Source organism: Peribacillus sp. R9-11, from assembly GCF_031345095.1.
GTDB lineage: Bacteria > Bacillota > Bacilli > Bacillales > DSM-1321 > Peribacillus > Peribacillus butanolivorans.
Window position 1 is genome coordinate 5558193 of record NZ_CP133763.1, and the last position, 20867, is coordinate 5579059.

General features: G+C 41.0%; 21 protein-coding genes, 2 pseudogenes and 1 riboswitch. All 23 genes and pseudogenes read right to left on the reverse strand.

Annotated elements, in window-relative coordinates; translation table 11 throughout:
- Positions 1-64 precede the first annotated feature (64 nt).
- Entirely contained in the window at positions 65-541 is a 477-nt protein-coding gene (ybaK, locus tag RE409_RS27000) for a Cys-tRNA(Pro) deacylase (RefSeq protein ID WP_201187553.1), read from the reverse strand.
- 93 nt (positions 542-634) lie between these two features.
- Positions 635-2179: a gluconokinase gene (gene gntK / locus RE409_RS27005; protein WP_201187555.1), complete on the reverse strand. Its 1545-nt coding sequence runs from the start codon at positions 2177-2179 to the stop codon at positions 635-637.
- Between the two features lie 24 nt (positions 2180-2203).
- Positions 2204-3346: pseudogene (locus RE409_RS27010) on the reverse strand (gluconate:H+ symporter).
- Positions 3347-3714: 368 nt separating this feature from the next.
- Positions 3715-3798 (reverse strand): annotated as a pseudogene (locus tag RE409_RS27015) (YjcZ family sporulation protein); the annotation flags it as partial.
- A 10-nt stretch (positions 3799-3808) separates the two neighbouring features.
- Positions 3809-4186, reverse strand: coding sequence for an SET domain-containing protein (locus RE409_RS27020; RefSeq protein ID WP_201187557.1), 378 nt, complete (start codon positions 4184-4186; stop codon positions 3809-3811).
- A gap of 1138 nt (positions 4187-5324) precedes the next feature.
- The gene (locus tag RE409_RS27025) at positions 5325-6020 is read right to left on the reverse strand and encodes an ATP-binding protein (protein ID WP_309558323.1); all 696 of its coding nucleotides are present in this window, start codon (positions 6018-6020) and stop codon (positions 5325-5327) included.
- Complete coding sequence (locus RE409_RS27030) at positions 6017-6511, reverse strand: ECF transporter S component (protein ID WP_201187561.1); 495 nt, start codon at positions 6509-6511, stop codon at positions 6017-6019. Before RE409_RS27030 ends, RE409_RS27025 begins: the two co-directional genes overlap by 4 nt.
- A 2-nt stretch (positions 6512-6513) precedes the next feature.
- Positions 6514-7098 (reverse strand): cob(I)yrinic acid a,c-diamide adenosyltransferase, encoded by a 585-nt coding sequence (locus tag RE409_RS27035; protein WP_053348407.1) that lies wholly within the window; start codon positions 7096-7098, stop codon positions 6514-6516.
- A gap of 14 nt (positions 7099-7112) precedes the next feature.
- Complete coding sequence (locus RE409_RS27040; RefSeq protein ID WP_201187565.1) at positions 7113-7541, reverse strand: bifunctional adenosylcobinamide kinase/adenosylcobinamide-phosphate guanylyltransferase; 429 nt, start codon at positions 7539-7541, stop codon at positions 7113-7115.
- Positions 7493-8110 (reverse strand): histidine phosphatase family protein, encoded by a 618-nt coding sequence (locus RE409_RS27045; RefSeq protein ID WP_201222550.1) that lies wholly within the window; start codon positions 8108-8110, stop codon positions 7493-7495. Before RE409_RS27045 ends, RE409_RS27040 begins: the two co-directional genes overlap by 49 nt.
- Complete coding sequence (gene cobS / locus RE409_RS27050) at positions 8068-8859, reverse strand: adenosylcobinamide-GDP ribazoletransferase (RefSeq protein ID WP_056527433.1); 792 nt, start codon at positions 8857-8859, stop codon at positions 8068-8070. Before cobS ends, RE409_RS27045 begins: the two co-directional genes overlap by 43 nt.
- The gene (locus tag RE409_RS27055) at positions 8856-9431 is read right to left on the reverse strand and encodes a bifunctional adenosylcobinamide kinase/adenosylcobinamide-phosphate guanylyltransferase (protein ID WP_201187570.1); all 576 of its coding nucleotides are present in this window, start codon (positions 9429-9431) and stop codon (positions 8856-8858) included. The genes cobS and RE409_RS27055 overlap by 4 nt, the downstream gene beginning before the upstream one ends.
- Positions 9404-10477 (reverse strand): threonine-phosphate decarboxylase CobD, encoded by a 1074-nt coding sequence (gene cobD / locus RE409_RS27060; RefSeq protein WP_201222549.1) that lies wholly within the window; start codon positions 10475-10477, stop codon positions 9404-9406. Before cobD ends, RE409_RS27055 begins: the two co-directional genes overlap by 28 nt.
- The gene (gene cbiB / locus RE409_RS27065; RefSeq protein WP_201250211.1) at positions 10452-11417 is read right to left on the reverse strand and encodes an adenosylcobinamide-phosphate synthase CbiB; all 966 of its coding nucleotides are present in this window, start codon (positions 11415-11417) and stop codon (positions 10452-10454) included. Before cbiB ends, cobD begins: the two co-directional genes overlap by 26 nt.
- Complete coding sequence (locus RE409_RS27070) at positions 11414-12886, reverse strand: heme ABC transporter ATP-binding protein (protein WP_309558325.1); 1473 nt, start codon at positions 12884-12886, stop codon at positions 11414-11416. The genes cbiB and RE409_RS27070 overlap by 4 nt, the downstream gene beginning before the upstream one ends.
- A gap of 5 nt (positions 12887-12891) precedes the next feature.
- Positions 12892-13947 (reverse strand): FecCD family ABC transporter permease, encoded by a 1056-nt coding sequence (locus RE409_RS27075; RefSeq protein WP_242485353.1) that lies wholly within the window; start codon positions 13945-13947, stop codon positions 12892-12894.
- The gene (locus RE409_RS27080; RefSeq protein ID WP_201222547.1) at positions 13910-14878 is read right to left on the reverse strand and encodes an ABC transporter substrate-binding protein; all 969 of its coding nucleotides are present in this window, start codon (positions 14876-14878) and stop codon (positions 13910-13912) included. The genes RE409_RS27075 and RE409_RS27080 overlap by 38 nt, the downstream gene beginning before the upstream one ends.
- Before the next feature lie 177 nt (positions 14879-15055).
- Positions 15056-15233: riboswitch (cobalamin riboswitch) on the reverse strand.
- Positions 15234-15320: 87 nt separating this feature from the next.
- Entirely contained in the window at positions 15321-16184 is an 864-nt protein-coding gene (locus RE409_RS27085; protein ID WP_201188156.1) for a polysaccharide deacetylase family protein, read from the reverse strand.
- Positions 16185-16311: 127 nt separating this feature from the next.
- A complete protein-coding gene (locus tag RE409_RS27090) occupies positions 16312-17154 on the reverse strand; it encodes an ABC transporter ATP-binding protein (RefSeq protein ID WP_201250208.1) in 843 nt (280 codons plus the stop codon).
- A complete protein-coding gene (locus RE409_RS27095; RefSeq protein WP_201222545.1) occupies positions 17151-18149 on the reverse strand; it encodes a FecCD family ABC transporter permease in 999 nt (332 codons plus the stop codon). Before RE409_RS27095 ends, RE409_RS27090 begins: the two co-directional genes overlap by 4 nt.
- Before the next feature lie 14 nt (positions 18150-18163).
- Positions 18164-19294 (reverse strand): ABC transporter substrate-binding protein, encoded by a 1131-nt coding sequence (locus RE409_RS27100; protein ID WP_201222544.1) that lies wholly within the window; start codon positions 19292-19294, stop codon positions 18164-18166.
- Positions 19291-19905, reverse strand: a complete 615-nt coding sequence (locus RE409_RS27105; protein WP_201222543.1) for a hypothetical protein — start codon at positions 19903-19905, stop codon at positions 19291-19293. The genes RE409_RS27100 and RE409_RS27105 overlap by 4 nt, the downstream gene beginning before the upstream one ends.
- Positions 19902-20519 carry a hypothetical protein gene (locus RE409_RS27110; protein ID WP_201222541.1) on the reverse strand — a complete coding sequence of 206 codons (618 nt, stop codon included), beginning with the start codon at positions 20517-20519 and terminating at the stop codon, positions 19902-19904. The genes RE409_RS27105 and RE409_RS27110 overlap by 4 nt, the downstream gene beginning before the upstream one ends.
- Positions 20520-20867 lie beyond the last annotated feature (348 nt).

Sequence of the window (20867 nt, forward strand, 5' to 3'; positions counted from 1 at the left end):
CAGCTTATGCAGGAAAACCCAGGTAGGTGAATGCCTAAGGTTTAGGTTTAATAGTATTCTTTATCTATTTGATAAGAGCTCTAGGCTCCGCTTGTGCAGCCACAAGGAATTCTGACGGTTTCAAGACAATTTGTGTCCCAATTTTCCCACCGCTTACGATGATTTCACACAGATTGGTTGCACTTTCATCAATAAAAGTCGGATACTGCTTTTTCATACCGATTGGTGAGCAGCCCCCTCGAATATACCCTGTGTATTTCTGCAAGTCTTTAACAGCGAGCATTTCAATTTTTTTCGCACCTGCTGCTTTCGCTGCTTTTTTCAAATCCAGCTCGGTGTCTACAGGAATAACAAATACATAAAGCTGCTGAGGTCCGCTGTGAGTAACGAGTGTTTTAAACACGGTTGCTGGCGCTTTACCAATTTTACTCGCCACGGTAACACCGTCTATTTGGCCGTCGTGGACATCATAGCTCATCATGTCATACTTTATATGTTTGTTATCGAGAATTCGCATTGCATTTGTTTTACTGGCTCCCATCTCAAAAGTCCCCTTATCCTTTTCTCCATTTTACCATTTTTTGTAGGCAAAAAGAAAAGCACAGCGCTTCTGCATCTGTGCTTTCACTCAAATTTATTCTAAATGACGTCTTTGATAATCAGCAATACGCTTGTAGTCGCCTTCTAATTGCCGGCTTACGGATAAATAAATCGACATTAGTTCTTCATACACTTTAACGTTCTCCTCGATTGGAACAAGTTCATTTGTATGCCCAATCATGTTTTCAACCTCATCCAGGCTTTCAATTTCACCTAAAGCATATAATCCTAGAACGGCAGCACCTAAACTCGAGCTTTCAAAGCTTTCTGGGATTGTCACATTCTGATTAAATACATCAGCCATAATTTGCCGCCATAGCTTGGAGCGGACAAATCCGCCACTTGCATGGATTTTCTCCGGAGCACCTGTCAGTTCCCTTACAGCAAGGAGGACACTGTATAAGTTGTACATCACACCTTCAAGCACAGCCCGCACCATATGATCGCGAGTATGATGAAGAGCTAGTCCAAAGAAGGAACCTCTTGCATCAGCACTCCATAATGGCGCCCGTTCCCCTGCCATATACGGGTGGAATATTAACCCGTCTGAGCCAGGTGCAATATTTGAAGCCATTTCGGTCAATATCTCATATGGATCCTGACCCGAGGCCTTAGCTCTTTCGATTTCTACCCGACCAAATTGATCCCGGGCCCATCGGAAAGTGATTCCCCCATTATTGACTGGTCCGCCAATTACCCAATGATTCTCAGTGAGGGCATAACAGAACGTCCGCCCTTTCGGATCAGTAAGCGGACGGTCACTGACGGTTCGCACTGCACCGCTTGTTCCTATTGTTACCGCAAGCACACCAGGCTTGATAGCATTTTGGCCTAAGTTGGCAAGCACCCCATCACTTGCACCAATAACAAATGGAGTACCAGCACAAATGTTCATTTTTTCTGCCAATTCCTGGCTCAATCCAGAAAGGATATGGGTCGTTGGCACGAGCATAGGAAGCTTGTCCGATCCAATTCCCGCAATGGCCAATGCCTCTTCATCCCACGCCAAGTTTTTCAAGTTGAACATACCTGTTGCAGATGCAAGTGAATAATCCATTACAAACTCTTTGAAAAATTTATAGATAATATATTCTTTAATCCCTAAAAATTTATCCGTTTTGTTAAAGATTTCTGGATGCTCTTTTCTAAGCCACATAACTTTCGTGATTGGGGACATAGGGTGAATTGGTGTTCCCGTTCTGTGATACAATTGCGTCCCCTGTTCCGATGCCTTCAATTGCTCCGCATAGGCTACACTTCGGTTATCTGCCCACGTAATACTATTTGTGAGCGGCTTACCGTCTTTATCCATGGCAATCAAACTATGCATCGCTGAACTAAACGAAATAAAACTTAGTTCATCCTTTGCTATTCCGCTTGCAATCATCACTTCACCGATTGCAATAATAGCCGCTTTATAGATTTCTTCCGGATCTTGTTCCGCAACAGACGGAGTTGGACTGTGAAGCGGATATCCTTTAGAACATGAATGGACGACCTCGCCCCTCTTTGAAAAAAGAACAACTTTCGTGCTCGTCGTACCAATATCGATCCCCATCATATAACCTGAATGTTTCATATTTTTACATCGTACTCCTTTCTCTTAAACAATTGAATTCAATAGTAAGATTAGGATAAGAGAAACGACTGAAATTATCGTTTCCATAACCGTCCCAGATTTAAACGTTTGTGTCACTGTTAAATTAAAGAATTCGGAATTGGTGAAATTTCAAAGGATGCGGCTTGCAATAAATTCCGCCCACTCCACTCGTGATTAATACATTTTTAAATGCGCCACCTGCTCCGATAATCAAGATAATGGATGCAGTTGGTGCAAGGCAGGCAGACATAAATTGGTTAAGTTCTTCTATATTAAAACCTCTAGCATAGCCTAATGTAAAGAAAGAAACCACAACAGAGACCAATGGAGCGATAATTGGCTTTCCAAGGAATGTAATCCAATCATTCAGTATCGACTCGTTGGAAAAAAACGGCACCGACAGCTCCCACTAACATCAAAATAAATGGCATTAAAATCGTGATTAGTGTAATTCCGAAACCTAGAAGCTTGCGATTATGTTTATTAGAGAACTGTTCCGATAACTCCTCAGCAGCTTGTACATTAATTCTTTTTAATATGAAGGAACCGAAAACTGGACCAGCTATAATGGCTGTTGGAATTCAGATAATCAAAGCATATAAAATGGTTTTAGCAACATTTGCATCAAATTCTTGAACCACAATCATTGGTGCTGGATGTGGAGGCATCAAGCCATGTACTGTCGATAATCCAACTACCATCGGAATCCCGATTTTTAAAAGGGGTAAATCCGTTCTTTTAGCAATTGTGTAAACGATTGGAATTAATAAGACGAGGCCAACTTCGAAGAATACGGGCATACCACCGATAAAAGCAACAATAATCATGGCCCAATGTACCTACTTTTCTCCAAACTTATCTAAAAGCGTATTTGCAATCCGATCGGCTCCGCCTGATTCGGCCATCATTTTCCCAAACATCGTACCCAGACCGACAACCAAGTGTATTTCCTACCCCTGTCTGAACAGCATCTGCAACATCCGGAATATCCATACATGCGATGATCCCTAAAATAACGGAAGCAAGAAGTAACGCAATAAATGGGTGCCATTTCGTTTAAGCTATGATAACGATTAAGAAAATAATTGAAATTAGCGCATAAACCAACAAACTATTATTATATCTTAGTCCAAATAAACTAGACATCTTGCATCTCTTTATGTAGTTAAAAAAAAAGATTGGATCGATTGCGAAGATTGTTTGGTACTTCCCTTCCAGCTGAAATCTTTTAAATTCCTTCTATTCTTTCTATTTATATAAACTAACTGAAAATAATATTTTATATAAAATATAACAATACAGTAAATAATTATATTTTTAATACAAATAGCTCATTACTTAAATTATTGCTATGTTAATGGACATTGTTGATTTTTTCTTATTCAACTTACTACTAGGATCCCCAAATGGAATCCTTCCCTTGAAATAGGAATCAAATTTGAAAAAACCGACCAATAAAGGTCAGCTTTTTGCATACTATTTTTATCAGATGGCGCCCTATCCGGAACGCTGCCACAACTACATCCAACAATGATTAAGAGTAAAAACAAAACGACTATAAAGGCGAAACCTCCACTACCACCGTCACAACCTGAAATATAGAAACATTCACTCAATCACATTAAACCATAACGGAGATTTATCTTCAGGGTCACCATTATAATTTATGGTGATTTCCTCCCCCGCCTTAATATTAGTTATTGCATAAAAGTCTATTGATAAATGATCTTCATTATTATTAAACGTCGCATTCGGAGTGTATGAATGATTAAATAGTGCTCCATATCCTAATGCAATGGCTATGTCATTATGATCCCCCCAAAAGAAGCAGTAATTAAAGAGTATAGTCTTCTCTAGATATTTCCATTCATTTTCAGGTGATATTACAACAGGTGATGCCTCAATGAGTTCATCCTTTTTAATATCACGTGTAGAATATACCCCTCTACCATACTTTCCAGTATTTTTAATACATATTGGTGCCACAGTAGTAGCTCCTTTCTGAAATTATTAATAACTTTTCAAGTATAAAGTCTAGTATTAAGGTACTCTTTTAATCTAAATTCCCTAGGTGCTTTATAAATATAGGGACGCAAGTGTTGTACTCCATGATTCCCACCGTTGACTTACTTTACCCAAGCATCATTGTCCCAAGGAATAATTTCGAACAAACTCACTATTGCGGATACAGGGAATGGATGTGAGTAAACCCGTCATTCTTCATTGTACAAACTGTTCCAACTAGCCAGCGTAGGTATTTACCAATATTAATATGCTATTAGGCTTCATTAGGGAATTAATTAATGGGGTAATATTGATTTTTTTTGATCAAATCATAAATGAAATCATCGTCGGATTGTTTTCCAAACGCTTGTTGATAACCATACAGAAAAATCTCCCATAGCTGACTTCCATTCGCAATGTTGGTCATGTGAAAATGAAACTTTTCGAAAAATAAAAGATATATTAATCTAATTTTATTTTAGCTCGATTTTGTTAACTAACGTACATGTTAGAGCTATTTTGCATATTATATTTTATTCTTTTATAAAGGAGGGGTCTGCATGCCGAAAGGGAAAAAAGCTAGTGGCAAGTCAAATGAAGGTAAGTCAAATGAAAGCAAGTCAAATGAAGGTAAGTCAAATGAAGGCAAGTCTGATGGAAAATAGTCCTGATTTAGCGCGCTTTTGAAGATCCTCAATCATGATTGACGGCTGCTGGAGCGATTGCGAAGAAATCAGCTATAGAGAAAGAAATCCTAAATCAAACTTTACAGGAAGAAACCGTGAAAAACTGTTTCCTGAGTTAATCATTTACTTTGCTGAAAATCTACAAAGGGTGGTTTTATACACATAAAAAAGGAACTGCATTCCCTTACATAGGGGAAATCAGTTCATTTTTCCATTTGTTGCCTTAGCGCGGGTTTGACAAAATTTTGACGGCACCTTATGTTTTCATCGAAATATTGGCTGGACCCACGCTAAGAAATAGCAATTCACAGTGTTTCTAAAGAAGTTTAGCATAAAGATATACAAAGTGTGACCCGTACAAACCTAAATTGCAAAAAAAAGCATCTAACCAGCATTATGAACTAAACTCGATGCCTAATTAATTCAGAAAATAATCATTCACCCATAAAAAAAGAACCGGATTGGAGCTTGATTTCATCCTCCAGATGTTCAGGATAAGCAATAAGAAAGCAAGTAGATGGTCCTGACGATTTTTCGATATCGACTTGACTCCTTATATGTGCAGAAACACCTTCCCCATTTGGGTCCAGATGCTTCCATTCATTTGCTATCCCTTTTGAGCCAACAGGAAGTACCTGAACTTCTTCAAGCTCACAAAGGCTTTTATATAAAGATAACGGCGCGATCCACTCTTGTTGTTTCATAACTTCTTCCCCAACAAGTGGCCTGCCAATAAGGGCCATTTTCCGTTGAAGAATTGGCTTCATTACACGTTCATTCCTGCGTTTTCCAATCACCATAATACCAAGTGCGGATTGAAGAAGCGGCATGTTACTTTCGGTGCTACCTGTAATAGAGAGATCCAGACCGATTTCATCCATTCCCTTCATGACGCCTATTTTCAAGGCCTCCCAGGCTTCATCGCCGCAGAAATTATGAAGGACAACGGTCATTGGACTTCCGCCAGCAGCCAGGCACTCCATAACGGCAACCCGGAACGAAAAATATCCAACAACTTCGTATGGGACTCGAACAAGATCTTTTTCCTTCAACCCAATTCCGCCACTATTATCACAAGAAACGACTAATGATTGTGACTCCGTAAACGGTAAGATCAATGAATCATTCATTCTACGAATCCATCTTTTAAAATCACTTTTTTCAAAACTGGTTCTAGACGTGGAAGTAAAAGGGCCGCCAACACTACATTTATTGCTGTAGCACCTGTTAACCCCGGAACTAGCATCGTGTAAAATTCAAGGCTAACCAGAAATATGAAAGGTAGAGCTAAGATGAAGGCATTACCGATAAAAAAGAGGAAAAATGCGCCTATTTTCTTTCCGTGTACATATAAAACGCCAAACATCCATACGAGGACCGCCATTTCTACCATGATCAAAAAATGGAAAGGGCCTAGTGTCATGCCACCGATGAAAGCTGAAATAATATGACCAAGTCCAGCTACTATAGCTCCGGACACCGGGCCAAGTATGACAGCCGCCAAAAGGGCCGGAAAACTGTCTAAAGCCATACTGCCTATAGGGGAAGGGACTTTAATCATTGCCCCAACCGCCGATAAAGCAATAAAAATAGCAATTGTACTAATTTTTCTTACGTTCATGTTTACTCTTTTTCCTTTCTTTTTCCTCCACGGAATACATTTGCGCTGCGGATATACTCCACATCTTTTACGCCAAGGCGGAAGTTAATCACACGTGCTACAGCAAAAAAGTAATCAGACAAACGATTTAAATATTGAAGAGATAGTGGTGAAACTGCCGCACCCGACTTAATCAAAGAAACAACCAACCGCTCCGCCCTGCGTGTAACCGTCCGGGCAATATGTATGGTTGCAGACGCTTTTGAGCCTCCTGGAAGGATAAACTTTTCTAATTCCGGTGCTTCGACGATAAAGGCATCAATTCGTTCTTCCAAATAGGTAATCGCCTCATCCGTTAGCTTCTGCGGGGCTTTCTCAGAAACTGTCGCCAAATCACCGCCACAGTCAAATAACTCATGCTGAATTTTTTCCAAGTCCGTTAGTACGTCTGCAAAAATCGCTGAGTCCAATTCAGTTACTGCAAGGCCGATATAACTGTTCACTTCATCCACTGTTCCGTAAGATTCTACACGGATGTCATCCTTGTCCAGACGTCCTCCGATTACGCTAGTTTGTCCCTTATCCCCAGTACGTGTATAAATTTTCATCTCTATTTCCTCCTCTATTTAATTTGCTGATTGATACCGTACCAAATGACATCCACACGGTTTGATAAGGAGGCTACATCTTGAAAGACCCAGCCGCAGGCATCGCGCCATTTGCGATCTTGTGCCTCCATCGGAACAATTCCTTTGGAAATATCTGATCCGATTACAATACAGTTGTGATCATCCTTTTCCTTCTCCCATATTCGCCAGTCAGCCATGATTTCCTTCCACCGTTTTCGAATCGACTCTGCATCCATCTTTTCTGCATCTTGTTGGATCCATGCATCCAAGCCATGCAATACCACTGTATTACCTTGAAAATCCGTCATAGTCGGCTGTTCTTTTTGATAACCGGATAGCCAAAGAGTCTCACTTTCCAACCCATAAAAGTGCTTTACCCATTTTGTTTTCCCATTATAGGCGCCACCTGTAACAAAGTGCAACGTTCACCCCTCCTTAAGCTGTTCCGGTCCTCCCAAATCAGCTCATATCCCATACCGTGGGAAATTTCCCAATCAAAAAAAGACTTTTCCATCGGTGCATAGCGGACAAGTAATTCACGTACTACACCCCCATGAGTCATTAATACATATTGGCTTTCCTCACCGGAAATCAATTGGCTCCAGCCATTTTGAATACGTTTGGAAAATGCCGGATAGCTTTCACCACCAGGAACCATTGCCTCCATAGGATGCTCTAGCCATTTTTGATAATCGCCATCAGTCTTCAACTCTTCATAAGTTCGCCCTTCCCAACTGCCGAAGTTCAGTTCACGGAACGCAGGGTGTTTTATCGGAACAACATCTGGAAACAACAGTCTTGCGGTTTCAATACAACGAGGCAAATCACTCGTGTGAATCTTTTCATACTGTGGGTAAGAGCCCCTTAAGTCTAGAATTTCCTTTTCTCCTTTCAGACTTAATGGAGAATCTGTCCAGCCTAAATAGGATCTTCGCTCATTTGCTTCTGTCAGCCCATGGCGAAGTAGTGTAATAGCCACAGAATCAGCCATAACCAAAGCTCAACTCCTTCCACGGATGCTCCCAATACATCCCCCGTTATCCCACCGAACCAACTAACGATTTTCCGCTTTATATACAATAGGAAGAGTAGAGCAGCCAGACACATGATAAAAAATAAAGTGACCAGCTTGAAATCGATGCTCCATGCAACCGCAAAACTCACAATAAAATACAACCAATAAATATATAAACTGTTTTTCCTTACTGCACTTTGAAAGAAAGCACCAAGTCCCTCTTTTTTTGCCAAGGGCATCCGGCTAAGTAAATAGCCCATCACACATTTACTTAAAAGTGGAAGACTAATAATTAAAAAGTATGTCCACTCATTGACTCTATCGACGATTTCATAAATAAATATAAACCGGGCGGCCAAAAGTACGATGACGGAGATGACACCGAATGCTCCTGTCCTGGAATCCTTCATGATTTCTAGACGCCTCTCTTTATCCTGATAGGAAAAGAAGGCATCACTTGCATCAATCCAACCATCGAGGTGCAAACCGCCTGTTAATGCCATCGTTAAAAACCAAACCACAAACGCAATCGAAAGGGATGACAATGGGGTCCATTCTACTAACGCGTATAAAACACCTCCCAATATCAAGCCTAGGAAAAGCCCTACTAAAGGAAAGGTTTGAATCGCACGGTGGATATATTTCTTATCCATCGGTAGCTGTTTCTTTATTGGGAACACGGTAAAGAACTGCAGGTTAATCAAGAATCCAATCCATCCGTTCATTCCTGCATGCACCCTTTCATCAATAACGGAATCCCTGATTCAACAAGATAAGCCTCATCTGCCTGTTCGACGACCGCTTGATGAAGCAGGCCAAGTATTTTTCCGTATATATGGAGGAACTCATTTTGAAAAATCGGCTCCTGTACCACTTCGTTGCTTACGATTATCAAACAGCTGGCTTGTTTTCTTATCTCATTAATTCCGCTGATTATTTTTGTGAAAACACTATGTAAAAACTCCTTTTCAAGCGGTATATTGGGACCGAATAATTCATTATCGAGTAGGGTTGTCAGGCAATCGAGTAGGATTATTGAATCTTGATTTAGATCTGCACCTATCCGTGTAATATTCGTCGAGTATTCCCAAGTCCTCCAAGCAATTGGACTACTTTTGCGATCCCTTTGGTGCCGGCGGATGCGTTCTTCCATTTCAGCATCACTGACTCGGCCACAAGCGAGGTAATGCAAGTTCCCACTCAATTGGATTGCATATTCTATTGCCTTTTTTTCTGCAAAACGGCTTTTACCGCTCCGGACACCACCGGTTATAAAACAGAGCCTAGAGTTCTCCACTGTCTTACCCCCTCCATTAGCATGGCATTATCACGCTCACTCTTCACTGCGAACCGGAGCCACATTCCATCTAACCCTGGAAAATTATACGTATGACGTGGTACGATGCCCTTTTTTAATAAAAAAGGCAAAAGGGATAAGGATTCATCTTTCACTAAATAAAAATTGACCGTGCTATTTGAGACAATCAACTCATGCTCTTCATAAAACCGGAAAAGTTTCTGCTTTTGGAATTGAATATACGCTCTTGTTTTTTCTATATATTCTTCTTCAGCAAGGCAGATTTTCCCGACTTCTAATGCCACATGATTGACGCTCCAATGCGATTTATAGGTTTTTGCCTGATTTATGATATCTGGTGCCGCCAGCAAATAACCCAACCTCAAGCCTGGAATTGCAAAAATTTTCGTCATTGATCGTAGAATCAGTAAATGAGGGAATTGCGTAATTAAAGAAGCATAAGTAAAGGCGTTTTCCGTAAAATCATAAAAAGCCTCATCCAAAACAACCAGACAATTTGCTTTTCCGCATTCTTTGATTAATTCCCTAACTGCTTCTTGCTTAAATGAAATCCCTGTCGGATTATTAGGCGTACATAAAAAAATCGCGTCATATTCAGGTAATTGAGGAATCAATCGATCGAGATCTAGTTGCCACTCAGGTGCATCAAGTTGATGAAAGTCTACCTCGCATTCGGCTGCTAAACAAGCTTCTGCATATTCCGCAAATGCAGGCTGAATGATTAAGACCTTTTTATTGGCTAACCTGTTCGCTACCAACATTATTATTTCCGCACCACCGTTACCTACCAAAACGGATTGCTCAAGAAGCGCTTCTTTTTTTGCAATTAATTTTGTCAATTCAACGGCATGCGGATCTGGGTAATTTAAGATTCCTTCGAAGAATTCGGACCACCGTTCCTTTATACATAAAGGAGGACCCAATGGGTTGATATTAGCACTAAAATCGAGAACCGATTCAGGCATTTCAATTTCCAGCGCTTCGTAAAGATAATGCGGATTAGAGCCATGAGAAGGTAATGCCAAGCGTAAGTCCCCCTAACCAAAGCATCAGTAAAAATATAAAAGATGTCCGATGCATGATGGTAATCGTTTTTTGTATATGTATTGCTTCTAATGGAACAAGTGGAACGCCCATCCTAGCACGGTCAGAAACTACTCCTTTGTACATATTCCGGCCGCCAAGCTGTACACCCAAAATTGCAGCAACGCCTGCTTCACACCACCCACTATTCGGGCTTGGGTGCTTTTTCGCATCATTGAACAAAATCTTCCATCTAGCCCCCAAGCTATGATAGCTGGATTTCGAGCTTAGCAGCATCAAGAAACCAGTGAGGCGACTAGGAATCCAGTTCACGATATCATCGAGCTTAGCTGAAGCCCAGCCAAATTGTCCATATTTATCATTTTTGTAACCAACCATTGAATCGCAGGTATTAATTGCCCTGTACATCATCGCGAGTGGAGCACCGCCAATTGCTGCCCAAAACAGTGGAGCCGTAACTCCATCACTCGTATTTTCAGCTACGGTTTCTACAGTGCCTCTGACTATTTCGGATTCATCAAGATCAGCAGTATCACGACCGACAATATAGGAAAGCTTTAGCCTCGCTTCAGGAAAAGCTTGTTTATTCAGTGGATGACACACATCCATTCCTGCCTGCTTTAAGCCCTTCTGAGCAATCGTCGTAGAAATAACAACAGCTTCCCATAAAATTCCCGCAAGCGGATGGATAAGATAAGCTAAATAGACAGTTAGACCTGTTGCCAATAACACCAGTGTTAAAACAATTACCAGCATGAAGAGGCCATTTCGCTTTTTATGTGTACCTCTATTGAATGCATGATCCAACTTGCTTATCAACGTTCCTATCCATTTAACGGGATGTGGCCAATTTGGTGGATCACCTATTAATAGATCAAAGAAAAAAGCCAGTGTAACAGCAAAAAGGTGATGGTAAATCATAGTTCCTCAATCCGTTTCCGATTTTTCTTTATTGCTTCTACGGTACAATCATATACACCGCGACTGATCAACTTCCCTAGCGGAGTAATGGTGCCTGCATATTGAAGTGCCTTCCCTCTTTGGATTGCGGCAATCAAAATACTGTCTGTCGAAGTTCCTGTCGCCACTGTATTTGTCACCTTATCCAAAACACGCAAATCATGAAGCGCTTTTACTTTTGCCTCGGTCGCGGTGACAATGCTGTGGATAAAGGCCTCTTCTGCCAAGTGCCCATTTACAAAGATCCATGTATTTATGGTTCCTGGAGTGGAAATCCAAGAATGTTGGTCAGCTAAAGAGGCGTCGATGGCATTCCCTACTCCAGCCGTCACAATGATAAAAACCGAGAAATCATCATCTCTTAAAAACTTGAAGGCCACCGTATCGAGAAAGACAGCTGTCATCATTCCGACCGTTTCCTGCGGTTCAAAACCGTGTGTTTTTAAAAAGTCAGCCATTTCAGCAAAATGATCCTCGTAATTATAATCACGATGGACATGCCTATTCACGAAATGTTGATGCCAGCCCGTTCCTGAACCGGTCACACCAGAAGACATCGTTCTAAGCGGAATTGGTGAATTCAATTGAATTATTTCGTTGCCCACCGTCAAATAGGTTTCATCAATTTCCAAAGGTGCGAAATCACAGACATGCTTTTCCGGGACAATGAACATTTGCGGCTTCGGTAGGGCAGGATGCGGATGTTTTTCAATCGTCGTCCGGTATACCTCCTGGATCCGTTCCTGTTGGAGCACTTCATTCGGCACATTAATGACTTGAATTTGTCCTTTTTCAAGCAACATCAGCCGATCACAGTACAAGCCGGCCAAATTCAAGTCATGGAAGATTGAGATAACTGTTAGCTCCAGCTCCTTGGCCATTTTCCTCATTAAATCAAGAAGCTCCTTTTGATAGGAAAGATCCAAGTGGTTCGTTGGTTCATCTAAAAAAAGAATTTCCGGTTCTTGGGCAAGTGCTTGTGCCAATAAGACCCGCTGTCTCTCACCGCCTGATAATCGTTCAAAATGAAGATCCTGAAAATCCGCGACTCCCGTTTGCTTCATCACACGTTGGACAATCACCTCATCCTCAGAAGTCCAACTATGAAACCAGCCTGTTTGGTGAGCATAACGGCCAAGAGAAACAGTCTCTTTTACCGTATAAGAAAAGGCTAATGAGGAATGTTGAGGCAACACGGCTATAACTTGTGCAAGTTGTTTGGCCGAATACTCCTTCAAGTCTCTTCCCCTTATTCGTATGCTTCCTACCTTATAATCGAGAACCCCGCTAAGCATACTTAATAGCGTCGTTTTTCCGCTGCCATTTGGACCGAGAATCCCAAATAATTCCCCTTTATGTACGTCAAAAGAGACAGAGTCCAAAACAGCTTTATTGCCATATCCACCTGTTAACCCTTTAACTTCAAGCATGAATTCTACCCTTCTCTCCGTCTCTTTAATAAAATCAGGGCAAATGCCGGGGCCCCGATAAGTGAGGTAATTACACCAATCGGCAGTTCCGAAGGTGCAATAATCGTCCTTGCTACAAGGTCAGCCAAAATTAAAAATCCGCTTCCTACGAGCAAAGATAACGGCAACAAATGCTTATGATCTGGCCCCCAAATCCTACGAACCAAATGAGGAATAACCAATCCTACAAAGCCAATCGTTCCCGAAACAGCAACAGCTGCCCCAGTTAATATCGAACCAGCTATCAGAATCCACATTTTTCTCCGCTGAACATTCACACCCAAATGCTTTGCACGATCTTCCCCAAACGTCATCGCATTCAATTCTTGGGTATTCATAATCAAGATCAACGAACCAATGATAAAAAACGGCAAAATAATCGCGATATAATTCCAGCCGCGCATTGAAACGCTTCCCATCAGCCATCCGATGATTTGTCTTAATTCCTCGCCCGTCAACGCAATCATTAATGAGATGAAGGCACTTAAAAACGAGCTGAAAATGATTCCGGTTAAAATAATTGTTTCTACTTTCATCGATCGATCCATTTTTCTCGCAAAAGTTAGCACACAGAAAATCGTAAGCAATGAAAACATAATACTTAACGCCGGTAGGGTATATAAACCGATCAACGGCAATGATATATTCAAAAACAATGTCAATACAGCGCCTACTGATGCTCCTGATGAAATCCCTAATGTGTAGGGGTCAGCAAGCGGGTTCCTGAGCAGTCCCTGAAAGGCTGCCCCGGCAATCGCAAGCGAAGCCCCAACCAAACCTGCAAGTAATACACGTGGCAGGCGGATGTTCATTACGATATTCGTCAGCATCACATCTGGCTCAACTGAGATTGGTAAATGAAAAAATTCCTTGCCGATAATTTGTATAAGCGCGGGAATCGGTACTGACACCGAACCAAAGGAAATGCCAATCGTCATTGCGAAAAGCAAAAACAATAACGCAATCAAATAAGCAAACGCCCACTTAGTTGTCAAATAGGTTCGGATAGACTGATTTGGCAAGTTCCTCTACTCCCTCTATTAAGCGTGGACCAGAACGGGTCACTAAGTCAGAATGGACATCAAAGACTTGACCATCCTTAACAGCAGCTACATCTTCCCATCCTTTTCGGCCCGTCACTTCACTGATTGGATCTTTTGTATAATAACCATATGTTGTAATAATGACATCCGGATTTGCAGCAATCATAGACTCTTCGTCAATTTTCGCCCACCCGTCCAATTCGGCTGCTGCATTTTTCGCTGAAATTATGTTAAGCATTTCATTCATGAATGTATTTTTTCCAGGTGTATAAATATCCGGTGATGGCGAAACCTCTACTAGAACGGTTTTTCTTTCCTCATCCTTAACGGATTTAGCTTTTTCCTGAATTTTCTTCAGTTTCGTTTTCATATTCGCAACGATTTCTTTTGCCTTATCATGTTCTCCCGTTGCCTGTCCAATCATATCAATAGACTCATACACTTCGTCAAAGCTTTGTGCATCATTGACTACAAGGACATCTATTCCAGCATCCTTAAGCTGCTGCAATCCCTCATTCGAATTATGGGCACTGGATGCATGAGCAAGAACAAGATCAGGCTTTAAGGAAACGATTAACTCCGTGTTCATTTCCATTCCGCCAACTTTTTCAATTTCTTTCGTTTCTTCCGGGTAATTATCATTGTCGGATACACCAACAACCTTTTTACCCAAACCAAGTGCAAAGACCACTTCTGTATTACTTGGTATCAATGTAACAATTTTCTTTGGTTGTTCTTCTATCGTTACTTTTTCACCCGTTGCATCTTTTATCGTAATCGGGAAAGCTTGGTTTTCAGTATGATTCGTTTGTTGCTTTTCTTTCGTTCCTTCTTTTGATGTATCATTGCAACCAACCATCATACCTGCAGTTAGTAACATCACTAGAATCAGACCATAGATTTTCTTCATTTTACATCCCCCACAATCTTTTAATTCAATTTCCGACCACCTAAAGAAAACGCACCCTGAAGTGAAGAAGCGAATTTCAAAACAAAAGCATCTCCCGTCAAACGGAAGATGCTTGTATGGCAACAATATAATTACGGACTCAGAAGGTCTGCCACACACCTTCCCATCCGCGTAGGTTACAGGTGTACGAATCTTGGCAGGTCTCCTGGCTAATGGTCATCGTCAACGGCACCTTCCCATATCTCACATACAGTGGTACACAGCCGCTAACTCCCATTTACAGTGGCGGGACCGCGTTGGTATTTCACCAACTTCCCTTTTAAGTCATTAAGACACCAAATCGTTCATATGTATATAATTTTCACTGCTTTTCATTATACACTATGTAAGAAATGATTATTATATGATTTTTCAGACTGATTCCGAAATACCTTGTCTTCAATTAATAACGTGATGCATTTTCAATCAGCGCTGCAAATCCATCGACTGATAATCCGGGTGAAATCCGAACTCGGTGCAGTGCATGCATCCCTTGGTCCCTTGAAGCTCCACCAGCTTCGGTGGTTACTGCCATCTTGTATCCAGCTTCTTCTGACAACCTAAGGCTCTCCTCGTTATACCGACCAACAGGATATGAAAGTACTGTCGTGTCCTGTTGGAGAATACGATCGAATAAATCCTTTGACTGTACCATTTCAGCTTCCTGCTGCCCTACCGTCATACGGTTAAGCTCAAGATGGTTGATAGTATGACTTTCAATAGAAATCCCATTCTCGCTCATCTCCACCATTTGTTCTTCCGTCAGGTGATGACTTTTTTCAATAGATTTCCCGATCATAAAAACAGTAGCTTTCATATTATATTCTTTTAATATAGGAAAAGCCTCCGTGTAATTATCTGTATAGCCATCATCAAAAGTAAGCCAGACACACTTTTCACTTGGCATCCGATTTTCCGTTAAAACAAGAAATGCTTCCCTAGGGGATAATGTATAGTAATCATTCTCCCGAAGCCAGTTCATTTGTGATTGAAATTCCTCTCTTGGTACCCGAAGGTTATTACCTTCAGAAATACTATGATACATCAATATTGGAAGTTGAACCGTGGACTCGGCTCTTATCCAGTTTCTCGTATCGATCTGTTCAGGATATAATCTGTCCTCCGAATTCTGCCCGACGTCATTCTCCGCTGCTGCAACCACTTCAATGTTATCTTCCGCAATCGGTGCAGCCGTCTTTGTACCTATATTCTCTAAAACCCCTTGTGAGCATGAAGGCAAAATTAAAATTCCCAGCAATGCTACCATCAATAAAACTCTGTATTTTCCCACTATCATTCTCCTAATTTTTTCTAGCATAATAGTACCAGAAAACTAGTAAATAATAAAGTATTCCATTTAGCGAAAAAAAAGGCAACCCGGTGGCTGCCTTTTTTTAACTAGTAAATCGACAAGTATTTTGATCACGCGGAATGCCTAAATCTTTCGGCACCATCGTTTCAATAAAAAAGTTCTCATCTTCTTCATAAATAATCTTCTTCATTTCAATTCCGAAGTATTCCTTCATCCGGGATTCTGTCATGACTTCCTGGACTTCTCCGTAAACGACCGGCTTTTGTTTGGCTGTCATTAACACATGGTCAGCAAGGAAAAACGCATGGTTTGGGTAATGCGTGTTTATGATACAAGAGATTTTCTTTTCTTGTGACAAACGCTTTAATGTCTGTAAAATCACAACCTGCTTTTGAACATCAAGATGGGATTCCGGTTCATCGAGAATGAGCACTTCCGGGTCTGATACCAGCGTACGTGCAATCAACGCTAGTTGCAACTCACCACCACTGACTGTATTGCAGGACTTCCCAGCAAGATGGCCAATCCCTACAGTTTCCAGGGCTAGGTGAGCGGCTTCACGGTCCTTCACGGAAGGCTGGGCAAGCGCACTGATGTATGGGGCTCTTCCCATAATGACCAATTCTTCGAGTGTAAAACCAAATACCATTTTATGCGCCTGCGGAACATAACCAATCCGTTTCCAGACGGTTTTGCGTGAAAGCGAAGGAAGCGGCTTTCCATCAATGAGCGTTTGACCTTTTTTCCAGTCCAGAAGACCTGTGATGCATTTTAACATCGTTGTCTTTCCTGCACCGTTTGGTCCTAGTATCGCCATTATCTCTCCGTCATTCAGCGAAAAGTTAATGTCTGTTTGGTAAAGGTAAGGAACTTCTTCTTTTTTCCGAGCATAAAAGTAATTTCCTCCCTGCACCTCAATTCTCATGACCAGCCACCTCCTGTTTTTCTAAGCAATATTGCGAAAAATGGTGCACCTATAATTGCCGTCAAGATTGAGAGTGGAATTTCTGTAGCCGTTACCGAGCGAGCCAGATTATCAATCAACAATAAATAGGCTCCACCGATTGAAAGAGATACTGGTAAGACTAGTTGATTGTTATTACCAACTAGCATTCTTGCAACGTGAGGAATAATTAACCCAACCCAGCCAATGATACCGCCTATCGCAACTGAGGCAGCAGTAATAAGTGTTGCGCCAAAAATAACTGTCCATTTCAAACGTGTTACTGGAATACCAAGTGATTTAGCTTCATCCTCAGGCAACGTCAATAAATTTATTCTCCAACGAAGGGAATATAGAATCAGAATGCCCACAAGGATAATCGGTCCCCCGATATACAAGTCCTTATATGTTGCCGTACCAAGACTTCCCATCAGCCAGTAAGTAATCGCTGGCAGTTTTGCTTCCGGGTCAGCGACGAATTTAATCAAGGAAATCAACGCCTGGAATAATGCCGATGTAACGACACCAGCCAGAACAAGCATGAAAACAGGTGAATCTTTTTTTCCGCTAATCACGAAGGTAAAGACGATTGCCGCTAGGCCGAAACCAAGTGCCATCACTTGTGTAGCGAAGCCATGACCTAGTAATAGAATCCCAAGGGAAGCCCCAAACCCGGCACCAGCCGAAACCCCAAGGATATCCGGACTAACCAACGGGTTGCCAAACATACCTTGGAATGAGGCACCTGCGATTGAAAGACCAGCACCTATTAACAAGGCAAGCAAAATACGCGGCAGGCGTATTTGCAGGACCACTGTTTCTTCCATCTGCGTCCAAGTATGGTCAATTGGAAGAAAAGTTGATAGTAATATCTTGATTTGAGTCCCTAAATCCATTCCGTAACGTCCAATGCTTAGAGACAAAATAACCATAGCAATTGGTAAAATCCAGAACAGGAGCGTTTTCCATTTTTTCATATTCATTCCCTACTTTACTGTTTTGCAGCATCAGAAGAAGGGTGCAGAATATTCTCTACTTGTTCTTCCGTTACATCGTAATCATAGAATTCTGAATAATAGTCTGTGATTTCTTTCTTCATATCATAGTCAAATAGTTCAGGATGATTTTTCTGTGCCATCCACTCCAACATAAGCGGCGCATCCCCACTTGGCGGGAACCATCTGTAAATACCCAGAGGAATTTTATAAACATTTCCTGCTTGCACAGCCTTTACCTGACTCCAGTCTTGACCTTCAAATACATTGTTTGTTAGGTCTTCAGGTTGTGTAGTTGAAAAGTTTGTAATGTAAATAATATCGGGATTCCACTTATAAATTTGCTCCATATTCACTTCTTTTGTTCCGGTAACTTCTTCTGCCGTAACGTCGTATGCTCCTGTTGCGTTTAGCCATTGATTACTAAAGAAGTTTTTACCGCCAACCATAATGCTTTTATCGCTGTGTTGGTATAGTATTAATGCTCTTGGCTTATCTTTCTCTTTGATACCATCCAATTTTTCATCCAACTCAGCTTGGACCTTTTTGCCTTTTTTCAAGAACATGTCCGTTCTCTCAGTTGTTCCAGTAATGTCACTCGTCACTTTCAACCAACTGTTAAAAGTCGCTAATGGTTCAGCTGCCGCTACATCAATAGCACTTAAGGCCACCACAGAAACGCCTGCATCCTCTAATTTATCAATAGATTTTTGATTCTGTGAGTTTTCAAAATAAAGCTGCGGATTGATTTTCAATAATTCTTCTACGTTCACTTCACCATTTTTAATAAACGACGTATCCGCTTTTAAAATATCCGGCGACATGTCAGCAAGAATGGAATTCTCCGCAGCATTATAAGCATTCGGATGTAATCCAACAACTTCCTTCGTTGAGTTTGTAGCTACATACCATGTAGAAAAGTATGGAAGAATACCACCAACCGCAATACGCTCGACTTTACCCGGTACAGTTACGTCACGGCCAAGCTGATCTTGAATGACTTTCTCCTCAGCCGTCGTTTGTTTTTCAGCTGTATCTCCTTTTGTTTCTTCCGCTGTATTGCCGCAGCCTGTAATCAAGGCTGCCACCACAGTTGTTGCCGCTAACATTGTCCATTTTTTCTTCATGATGTTCTCTCCCGTACTTCTTTTCTAAGCCATTTCGCCATCCCATGTAAAAATGGTTTGGATTGATCTATGAATCCTAATCCGATATGAAAGATTGGATCTAGTGTAGTAATAACTAATTCTCCGTTATATGACACGTCATCTGTATAAATAATTGAGCGGCCGTCCGGTGTATCCACTAGTGATTTTGCACCTTCCGGAACTTTGAACGTTCCATGATAATGCCATTTCATATCTGACAGACTTACATACTGATACAACGGATGATCTATATTATTAGCTGTTAACGGCAGGTCTCCGTGCTCTTTCACCCACCAACTAAAATCCACTTCTGAATTCTCCCAATATACTCCCGGAAGCCAATTGTCCAGTACTTCGCCGAAAACGACTAATCGTTTTCCTTCCTGAAGGAATTTAATGAAATACGATTGGTAACGTTTTAAAAGTAGTAGCGACATCCGATCATTAACAATTAGCGTGTCATATTGATTTAAGTCATAGGTATGTAGCTGCCGAATTTGGAGCACATCGTCATACATATAAGCGAACTCTTCCATTTGAAAGAAGCGATGATGAAAGCTGTAACCGTTATCTAAAATTGCTACTTTCATTTCTGTTCCTCCTTGTTTGCTTCATATTCTTGACGAATCCAATTTAGCATCTGAGTGCTTAAAACGCGTGAACTATTTTCTTCAATACCGAAACGGTAAAGGTCTGTTCCAGCTCCAGCAACAATCGTGCCACCCGTCGTTTTCCGATCGATATAAATGATCGCTTTCCCATCTTGATCCTCCACAATGACTTCCGAATGTTCAGGAGCCTCTAAGTATCCTCTTGAGAAAAAGCCCCGAACTCCTTTTTTATGATTCAAATCATAAGGATCAATTCCATAGAACATTGGATGCACGGGCTCGGTAAGACGGATTTCACGGTCTCGTAAGGAAATAGGGGATCGCTTCCAATTCTCACAACCAGGTAGCCAAGGAAGGAAATTTTCAGCTTGTGAAAAAATGACGCCACCATCATTTAAATAGTCTTCAAGGATGTTTTTATGATCAAGTAAGAAGGCCTCTTCTACAAAATTCGTGATCAGGATTCCCGCATATGCAGATAAATCAGCGTATGGAATATCATATAATTGCAGAAATACTAACCCTCTTTTGTAGTCAATCTCCTGAAGCCTTGTAAATTGAATATCCGTACTTATATATGCAATAGGTTTCATAACTCACTCACTTTTCTTATATTAATATAATATATTCATTTGGTAATAATTGAAAAATCGCCACTCTTCTAATGTCTATTACTAATTTTATTTTCTTGAAATAGAGTATTTACTATGGGTTCAGTATAGTTGATAATGATTATCAATGTCAATGAATATATTATGAATCTTCAGGAAACATAGTCTCTCCCTGCTTTAATAAATAGCTTGCCTCCCCTACTTGAACTCAAGCAAGGTTCTTATATTAGACACCATCATTACCAAGCTTTCTCCGACTATTAACACTGAACATCATCACTTGTTAAGCTATTATGATGAATATTTTCATAAGTATAAGCTATTAACTTG